Genomic DNA, 8,782 nt, shown 5'->3' on the forward strand with positions numbered 1-8,782 from the left:
CAAAGATAAACATGTTATTGTTGTAGAAGATATTATTGATACAGGGATTACCATGGATTTCTTATGCCCGCTTTTAAAAAGTAGGGGAGCACTTTCTGTAGAATTGGCAATTTGCCTCAATAAAAAAGAGCGTAGAGAAAAAGATGTTTTTGTAAAATATATAGGATTCGATATTCCGGATGAATTTATTGTTGGATATGGTTGTGATTATGCGGAATATTATAGGAATTTTCCTGCAGTAGCTGTGCTAAAATCGGAAGTATATAATAAAGAATAAATAGTTCAAAATAAAAAGGCATAGTCTGATATGACATGGCCTTTTTAAATTTTTCGATAAAGTTTGATTGAGATATTTCTATATGATAAAATAATGATTAACTTCTATAAGAAAGACCTTGTAAGTATAGAGTAACTTGTTAAAATATTAGAATAGAATAATTTCTTAAATAAGCTTTCTGCTTATACGGCAGAGAAGGAGGAAATGACTTGAGAAAATTTATTAAGAACGTAGCACTCTATGTTCTGGTGATTACTATTGTTGTAACGGTGTTTAATACTTTTCTGAATCCGCAAAGCAAACGTTCAGAAATCACTTACAGTAGTTTCGTTACACAGGTTAACAATAAAAATGTAGAATCTGTAATTATGACAGAGGAATCTGTTGTTGGCAAATTAAAAGACGGAACTGAATTTGCGACTTATTTGCCGAATGATACCGGTACATTGCTTAATAAATTGACGGATAATGGTGTATCAGTTACTGTGCGTCCACCGGAACAGCCATCTTGGTGGATGGGATTATTATCATCCGTTCTACCCATACTTATTCTTGTGGGAGTATGGTTCTGGATTATGAATCAAACGCAAGGTGGTGGAGGACGTGTTATGAATTTTGGCAAGTCCAAAGCTAAAATGACGGATGAAGGTCGTGTTAAAGTCACTTTTAAAGATGTGGCAGGTGAGGATGAAGCTAAGGAAAATCTTACAGAGATAGTTGATTATTTACATGATCCGAGTAAGTATAAGGACATAGGTGCTTCAATGCCTAAGGGTATCCTTCTTGTAGGACCTCCGGGAACAGGTAAGACAATGCTTGCAAAGGCTGTAGCCGGTGAGGCAAATGTTCCTTTCTTCTCAATGTCGGGTTCCGAGTTTGTTGAGATGTTTGTAGGTATGGGTGCTTCAAAGGTAAGAGACCTTTTCAAACAGGCAAAGGAAAAAGCGCCATGTATAGTTTTTATTGATGAGATAGATGCTATAGGTAAGAAAAGAGACGGTCAGATTGGCGGAAATGATGAGAGAGAGCAGACTCTCAATCAGCTTTTGACTGAGATGGACGGTTTTGAGGGCAATTCAGGTGTTATGATTTTGGCGGCTACCAACAGACCTGACGCACTTGATCCGGCGCTTACAAGACCGGGCAGATTTGACAGACAGGTGCTCGTCGATAAGCCTGATTTTAAAGGCAGGATCGAAATTTTACGCGTACATATAAAAGATATTAAGCTTGACCATAGCGTTAGTATCGAGGATATCGCACGCATGACGGCAGGTCTTGCGGGGGCGGATCTAGCAAATATCATAAACGAAGCCGCGCTACTAGCGGGCAGAAAAGAAAAAGGCAAAGTCGAGCAGGCTGATTTGCTTGAGGCCGTCGAGCGAGCGATCGCTGGTCTTGAGAAAAAATCTCGACGTATAAATCCGAAAGAAAAGCGTATTGTAGCCTATCACGAGAGTGGACACGCTCTTATAGCAGAGACGACAAAGGGTGCAAACAGAGTCACTAAGGTGTCGATCATACCGCGCGGACTTGCGGCGCTTGGCTACACACTTCATACTCCTGAAGAGAATAAATTTATGATGCAGCGCCACGAGCTGATGGCTGAAGTGGATGTGCTTTTAGCCGGACGTGCGGCAGAAGAGGTCTTTATAAAAGAGATTTCGACCGGTGCGGGTAACGACCTAGAGCGCGCGACCGATATACTTCGCTCGATGATCTCGATATACGGCATGAGCGATATCGCGGGACTTATGGTGCTTGAAAAACGCCGCAGTACTTTCCTAGCCGGCGGTCAGGCCGATAGGGACTATAGCGATAAAACGGCGGAAAAAGTGGATGAATTTATCAAAACCACGCTTGATGAGCGCTATAAACATGTACTAGAGACGCTGCGAACCTACGGCGACGCGATAGAAAAGATGGTAGAGGCGCTTTACGAAGAGGAAACTATCGAGGGTGCGAAGGTTAGAGAGATCATCGCAAACTACGAACAAGAGCGCGGCATGCCTAGCAGGCTCGTAAATTTAGAAGAAAACAAAGAGGAACAAGCGTAAAGAAATGCAAAACATCGGGCTAATCGCAAAACAGGGTTACAAATACGTTTTTGCTTTAGGGCTTTTGTTTTTGCTTACACTGATTTTAGGCGCGTGTCAAATTTTATTCTTCGCGCTTTTTGCGCTTTGCATATTTTGGTTTAGAAACCCAGAGCGAGCGCTAGGCAGCGACGATACTTACGCCGTGCTTAGCCCGATCGACGGTAAGATAAAAAGCATAGATAAAATTTACTATTTTGATACTCAGTGTGTAGCCATAACTATCCGTAAGGGCGTGTTTGACGCAGGTGCGCTCAGGGCTCCTTGCGATATGGAGCTTTTGGAAGTCAGGCGGAGGCACGGCCTGTTTTTGTGCAACGCTATGGAGCCTTCTAAAAATTTAAACGAACGAGCCTTGTTCGTATGTAAAAATTTAGATAATAAATTTGCGATCCGCGTCATCGCCGGATCTCTTAGTAAGGGTATTTCTTTTGAAAATTTTAGCCGTCTAAAGACGGGCAGGAGATTTGGCTTTTTAGGTAGCGGCGAGGTGGTTCTGATACTACCCGCAAATACGAGAATAAGCGTTAGCGTTGGCGAAAAAGTGGCAAGCGCGGGCATTTTAGGGTTTTTTAGCTACGAGGAAAAAGATGCAAGACAATCAGCATAAACTTCAGTTAATGTATATTTTGCCGAATTTATTCACGGCGGCTTCGGCCTTTTTGGGTATCATCAGTATCATCGCTTCCGTCCGCGGCTACATCGCGGCCAGCGCAGGACTAGTCGAGGAGGCTAACGGCTACTTTTTTAAGGCTATTATTTACATCGTTTTGTCTCTTTTTCTGGACGGACTTGATGGGCGAGTAGCGAGGCTAACCAAAACTACGTCAAAATTCGGCGTGGAGTTTGACAGTCTTGCCGATATTATAGCTTTCGGCGTCGCGCCCGCGATGCTTTTTTACTTTACGGTCGGACACAGCTTTGGGCGTTTGGGTTCGCTAGTCGCTGCACTGTTTGTAGTTTTTGGTGCTATTAGACTTGCTCGGTTTAACGTAATGACCGGCACCTACGAGCCGTCTGTTTTTATCGGCCTTCCGATACCAACGGCGGCCATTGTGTCTGCATTTTGGGTTGGGCTGAGCTTGGAGTATGATTTTACTAGAAGTGCCGAGTGGTTTTTGCTGTTTTTGCAAATTTTGCTTTCCGTTTTGATGGTAAGCAACATTCGTTACCCGAGCTTTAAAAAAGTAGATCTCAAAAGGGCTGACTTTTTGCGCATCTTAGTCGGACTTACGGTTGCGTTTTCGGCTATTTACGTTTGCCCCATCGAAGCGGTTACGACTTTAATGAGCGTTTATGTTTCTTACGGTATAATCAGATACGTTTTTATGAGACTTAAAAACAAAAAAATCCAAAAGGAGAGCGAATGAACGGCAACGTCAAATTTAACGCATTTTTCTCTCTACTTCTGCTGCTGCGCTAAGCAGCGACTGTTCCACACCCTAATAATCAAATTTATACCATACGAACTAAAACTCCAAAAAGGATAAAAAATGAACAATGATAAAATAATAATATTTGATACGACTTTACGAGACGGCGAGCAAAGCCCTGGTGCCTCGATGAATACCGAGGAGAAAATCCGTATCGCGCGCCAGTTGGAGCGCCTAAACGTGGACGTCATGGAGGTCGGTTTTGCTGCGGCTAGTAGGGGCGATTTTGACGCGATACATCAGATCGCCAAGCAGGCCTCAAACGCCTCCATCTGTTCGCTCGCCCGCGCCGTGGACGGCGATATAAAGGCCGCCGGAGAGGCTATCGCGCCTGCTAAAAACAGACGCATCCACACCTTTATCGCTACAAGCCCGATCCATATGGAGTTTAAGCTAAAAATGGCTCCCGATGAAGTAATCAGACGCGCCGTAAAAGCCGTAGAATACGCCAAAACATTTTGCGACGACGTGGAGTTTAGTTGCGAGGACGCATGCAGGAGCGAGATGAGCTTTTTAAAAGAAATTTGTGACGCCGCTATAAACGCCGGAGCAAAAACGATCAACATCCCAGACACCGTGGGGTATCTATATCCCGAGGAGATTACCGCTCGCATAGGAGAAATGGTTAAATTTATAAACGGTCGCGCGGTCGTTTCGGTGCATAATCACAACGACCTAGGCCTAGCTACGGCAAACTCGCTAGCCGCGATAAAAGCGGGCGCCAGGCAGGTCGAGTGTACGTTAAACGGCATCGGCGAGCGTGCGGGAAATGCCGCGCTTGAAGAGATCGTAATGGCGATAAAGACGCGCCAAGATATATTCGCACCGCTTTATACCGACATCGTTTGCAAGGAAATTTATCCTAGCTCGCGCCTGCTATCGGGCATCATCGGCATCGAGCCTCAACCAAACAAAGCCATCGTTGGCAAAAATGCCTTCGCTCACGAAAGCGGCATCCATCAAGACGGCGTACTAAAGCACAAAGAGACCTACGAGATCATCAGCGCGGAGAGTATCGGGCTAGATAAAAACTCGCTCGTGCTTGGCAAGCACTCGGGCCGCCATGCCTTTAAAGATAAGCTAATCAGCCTTGGCTTTGAGTTAGAAGATAGCGCGTTAAACGAGGCGTTTGAGAAATTTAAGGCGCTTGCGGATAAGAAAAAAGAGATCTTTGATGATGATTTGCGCGCGCTAGTCACGAGCGAGATCATCAAGATCCCTGAGGTTTTCGAGTTCTTGACGCTTACGCAAAACAGCTGCAACAAAGGCCTAAGCAGCGCGGCGATCACGCTTCGTTACGCCGACGAGATCAAGAGCGACGCGGCGCTAGGCAACGGTACGGTGGACGCGATATTTAAGGTCATCGACCGCCTAAGCGGCATCCACGGCGTGCTCAAGGATTACAAGGTTAGCGCCGTTTCTCAGGGCAAGGATGCGCTGGCAAATGTCGTAGTAAAGGTCGAATTTGACGGTAAAACCATCATCGGTCACGGACTTGATATCGATACGATGACGGCGAGCGCTAGAGCGTATATAGGTGCGCTAAACAGCTACGTAAAAATCACTGCGACAAAGTAAAATTTGAGCGGTTTGACCGCGTTTCTTAGTAAATTTAAGGCTCGGATTCGGGCCTTAAATTTGTAAAATTTAACCTTTAAATTCGGCTTGTTTTAAAATCAACAAAAATACAAAACTCAAATTTAAACCTTCTCGCATTTACCGCCGCGCCATTAAAATTTGCTATAATCAAACCAAATTTTCAAAGGAGAAAATATGAAAAAAATCGCGTTTTTGTTGATGATTATCGGGGCTTTTGCGTTTGCTAAAAGCGAGGAAGCGCCGCAAAAATCTGAGCCAAAGCAGCTTGAGATGGTGCTGATCCTGGATAAATCAGGCTCTATGAGCGGGCTTGAGAGCGATACTATCGGCGGCTTTAACTCGATGATCGACAAGCAAAAAGAAGCGGGCGTGGACGCCAAGGTAACTACGGTGCTTTTTGATACGAATTTTAAGACGCTGCACGATAGAGCCGATATCAAAAAGGTCGAGAAGTTAACGAGTAAAGACTACGTCGCAGGCGGCAACACCGCGCTACTAGACGCTGTGGGCGATACGATAAATAAAATCTCAAAAGTCGAGGATATCTATGCTAAAAACAGAGCCGTGCTTTTCGTGATCGTAACCGACGGGCAGGAAAATTCGAGCAAGGAGTACTCAAAGGCGCAGATAAAAAAGATGATAAGCGACAAGCAGGAAAAATACGACTGGGAGTTTATATTTTTGGGAGCGAACATCGACGCGGTTAGCGAGGCGCAGAGCCTAGGCATAAAGGGTACGAACGCGGTGAAATACAAAAACAGCAGCGAGGGCGTACAGAAAAACTTTGAGGCTGCTGCCGAGATGTCTAAAGATATGGCGATGGATAAAAAATCAAGCTCAAAATGGCGCGAAAAGGTGCTTGAGGATAAGTAAAATTTGGCTTTAGGTGCGGCTTAGTGCCGTGCTTTTGTGAATTTGCGTTGTTTTTTAGTCCGCTAGTTATAGAAGCAGGGCGTTAAATTTGACGAGACGAGTTGATTTTGCTTTTATCAAATTTAACAAAACTGCTTTGACAAAAATTATTCGGGCGACTTTGCGACGAGTTTATCGCCGTATCGCCCGCATAAAACTACTTTTTCAGCTTCTCGTAATCAATCATAAAATCAACGAATTTGCTTTTAAAATTTGGATCTTTTATCAGCCCGTATTGTATCGTCGCGGCTTCGATATTATCGATCTCTTGATATAGGTATCCTAGCGCCGCGCGGCTTTCCATCGCATTTGGATCGGTGAGCTTGGATAGCTCCAAAAGCGCGGTGGCGTTTTGCGGGTGATTTGAGCCGATGGCGGCCACGGCAGCTAGAAACAGCGTGCCCGCATCGTTTATCTTAAATTCGTCGATTATGCGGTTGTAGATCTGATAGCTCTCTTCAAAATCATTCGTAAAAATGTCGATATAAGCTAGCGTCTGGAGCAAATCGGTGTTATTGGCACCTTGTTTTAGTAGCGCTTTTATTTTCTCGCGTTCGTAGTTTAGTAGACCCGAGATTTGCAAAAGCTTGATGTATTGCTCTTTGATGATGTTTGCGCCGTGATAAAATGCTGCGTCGTTTAGCCGCTTGTCGTGGAAGTAAATTTGTATCTGCTCGACGTATTTTTTGATGCCTTCATCTTTGTAGTTTGCGATAAAATCAAGAATGTTCGCCACGATATCTTCAGGCAACTTAGCCTTTAAAATTTGCGTTTTTTTAGCAAACTCCTCGCCCTTGTCGGTCATCTTTGCGATTATCGCGTCAAAGGCCAAATTTAGCGCGCTCTCTTCTTTTTCTTGCTCTAGCCAGCGCATGAGAGCGCCGCTATTGTTTGCGATGAGCGCCATTAGAGCTTGGCTTACTGGTGCGTCTTTTGAGCTTGCGTCGTGGTCGAGATTTTCAGAAATTTCTTGCAGTAGTTTGGTATTATCCACGGCGTTTATATCGTTTGCGATAGCGCCTAGCACGCCAGCTAGATGATTTGTAGGGTCTAGGTGATAGCTCATGATAAAGTGCTTTGCCGCCATGCTAAAGTTGCCCAGCTGCGCGTAGCTAAGTGCTAGGTCGTAGTGTAAAACCGAGTGCTCGGGATATAGCGAGATGAGCGAGGCAAACTGCGCGTTGGCCTGCTTTAGCTTGTAGTTTAGGGCGTTTGCGATGGCTGATGAGAGCTCTAAATTTACCTTTGAGAGCGCGCCGCTAGCGTTTAGGTAGTTGCCCGCAGCGCTTGCGTCGTCTAAAAATAGGCTCACTCCGCCCTTTCTTATATAGTTTATCGTTTGGTTCGGGTCAAAAACCTTATAAGGCGCGAAGTAAAATAGCGTCTCGTAGCGTTTGGTTTTATCGAAAAAGAGATCGTTTCTAAAGTGCGCCTGAGCTAAATTTACGTCAAAAAGCTCGGGTTTTAGTATCGTTTTGATCGGGAAATTTGCATTTAAAAATAACGGATCTTCGTGAAAAACAGCTTTTATTTCATTGGTCGCAGCTTCAAAATTGCCGTCTTTTAGGTTGATGATGGCTATCATCGAGTTTATTTTATTTGAGTCGCCGCCTTTGTTGAGTGCTAAATTTAGCCTATTTCTGGCCTTTTCGTATTGCCCGAGTCTTGCGTAAAGCATACCCAGAGCTAGATCTGCGTCAAATTCTTTTTGGGCTTCGAGCTTTTTTATCGCTTCGGCGTCGTCGCCGATAAAGCTTAAAATTTTAGCCGCGAGGTAGTCGTAGCGGTCTTTGTAGTAGCCGTTTTCAGCGTGCGAGAGGGCCGCTAGAGCCTCGACGTATTGGCCTTTATAGTAGTTTATGAGCGCGTAGTAGTAGTTGTATAGAGGAGAGTCTGCTTCTTTATATAAAAACGAGCTTGCGAGATTTATGTAGTAGTTAAAATTTTGCTCGTTTTTTAGCTCCAGTGAGCTAACTGCGGCGTTTATGGCGCTAACGGCGACGTTTTCGTTATTGTCGATAGCTTTTTTAAAGCTTTTTAGCGCGTCTTCAAATTTGCCCTGTCTCATCTGCGAAACGCCGAGATTATAGTTTGAGAGGCTTTGGTTATAAACTGCGATGTTTTCGTAGATTTTCAGCGCCTCAAATTTATTGCCCTTTTCGTAGAGTAAATTTGCCTTAGCGATCATGTCGTCGATCTTTGAGCTGCCGAATTTTTGCGACTCGTAGTGCTCCTCGATATCTTTTACGATCTGTTTTTCGTCTATCGGAGGCTTTTTCTCGCCCCTAAAAACGAAAAATAAAACTACGGCCAAGATGATGACGAGCGCGCCCGCCGATCCTCCGATAATAAAAAGCTTTTTCTTGCTTTTTTTATCGTCTTCTTTTGCATCTGCCGGCTGTTCCGGGGTTACCGACTCTAGTTCATCAAGCGAAACTAGATCGTCGCCTTCATTGCTTTCTTGC

The 8,782-nt window shown here is 44.5% G+C and carries 7 protein-coding genes; 6 read left to right on the top strand and 1 reads right to left on the bottom strand.

Going from position 1 to position 8,782, the window contains the following annotated elements; all coding sequences use genetic code 11:
* From Q0546_RS02345 to Q0546_RS02370, 6 genes are all read left to right on the top strand, one after another.
* The coding region (locus tag Q0546_RS02345; protein WP_298790172.1) for a phosphoribosyltransferase family protein at positions 1 to 277 on the top strand (277 nt) is incomplete at its 5' end.
* A 209-nt stretch (positions 278 to 486) separates the two neighbouring features.
* Positions 487 to 2,334, top strand: coding sequence for an ATP-dependent zinc metalloprotease FtsH (gene ftsH, locus Q0546_RS02350; RefSeq protein ID WP_298790174.1), 1,848 nt, complete (start codon positions 487 to 489; stop codon positions 2,332 to 2,334).
* 4 nt (positions 2,335 to 2,338) lie between these two features.
* Complete coding sequence (locus tag Q0546_RS02355; protein WP_298790176.1) at positions 2,339 to 2,983, top strand: phosphatidylserine decarboxylase; 645 nt, start codon at positions 2,339 to 2,341, stop codon at positions 2,981 to 2,983.
* Positions 2,964 to 3,743 carry a CDP-diacylglycerol--serine O-phosphatidyltransferase gene (gene pssA, locus Q0546_RS02360; protein WP_298790178.1) on the top strand — a complete coding sequence of 260 codons (780 nt, stop codon included), beginning with the start codon at positions 2,964 to 2,966 and terminating at the stop codon, positions 3,741 to 3,743. Before Q0546_RS02355 ends, pssA begins: the two co-directional genes overlap by 20 nt.
* A 123-nt stretch (positions 3,744 to 3,866) precedes the next feature.
* Positions 3,867 to 5,384 (top strand): 2-isopropylmalate synthase, encoded by a 1,518-nt coding sequence (locus Q0546_RS02365; RefSeq protein WP_298790180.1) that lies wholly within the window; start codon positions 3,867 to 3,869, stop codon positions 5,382 to 5,384.
* A 195-nt stretch (positions 5,385 to 5,579) separates the two neighbouring features.
* Complete coding sequence (locus Q0546_RS02370) at positions 5,580 to 6,278, top strand: vWA domain-containing protein (RefSeq protein ID WP_298790182.1); 699 nt, start codon at positions 5,580 to 5,582, stop codon at positions 6,276 to 6,278.
* A 196-nt stretch (positions 6,279 to 6,474) separates the two neighbouring features.
* Here Q0546_RS02370 and Q0546_RS02375 read toward each other — a convergent pair.
* Positions 6,475 to 8,782, bottom strand: a 2,308-nt coding sequence (locus Q0546_RS02375) for a tetratricopeptide repeat protein (protein WP_298790184.1), incomplete at its 5' end; no start/stop codon positions are given.

Origin of the sequence: uncultured Campylobacter sp. (genome assembly GCF_937997465.1) — a bacterium.
GTDB lineage: Bacteria > Campylobacterota > Campylobacteria > Campylobacterales > Campylobacteraceae > Campylobacter_A.

Excerpts from the sequence above, each read along its gene's own strand:
- Q0546_RS02355 (WP_298790176.1), top strand. The coding sequence starts at position 2,339 with ATGCAAAACATCGGGCTAATCGCAAAACAGGGTTACAAATACGTTTTT.
- pssA (WP_298790178.1), top strand. The coding sequence starts at position 2,964 with ATGCAAGACAATCAGCATAAACTTCAGTTAATGTATATTTTGCCGAAT.
- Q0546_RS02365 (WP_298790180.1), top strand. The coding sequence starts at position 3,867 with ATGAACAATGATAAAATAATAATATTTGATACGACTTTACGAGACGGC.
- Q0546_RS02370 (WP_298790182.1), top strand. The coding sequence starts at position 5,580 with ATGAAAAAAATCGCGTTTTTGTTGATGATTATCGGGGCTTTTGCGTTT.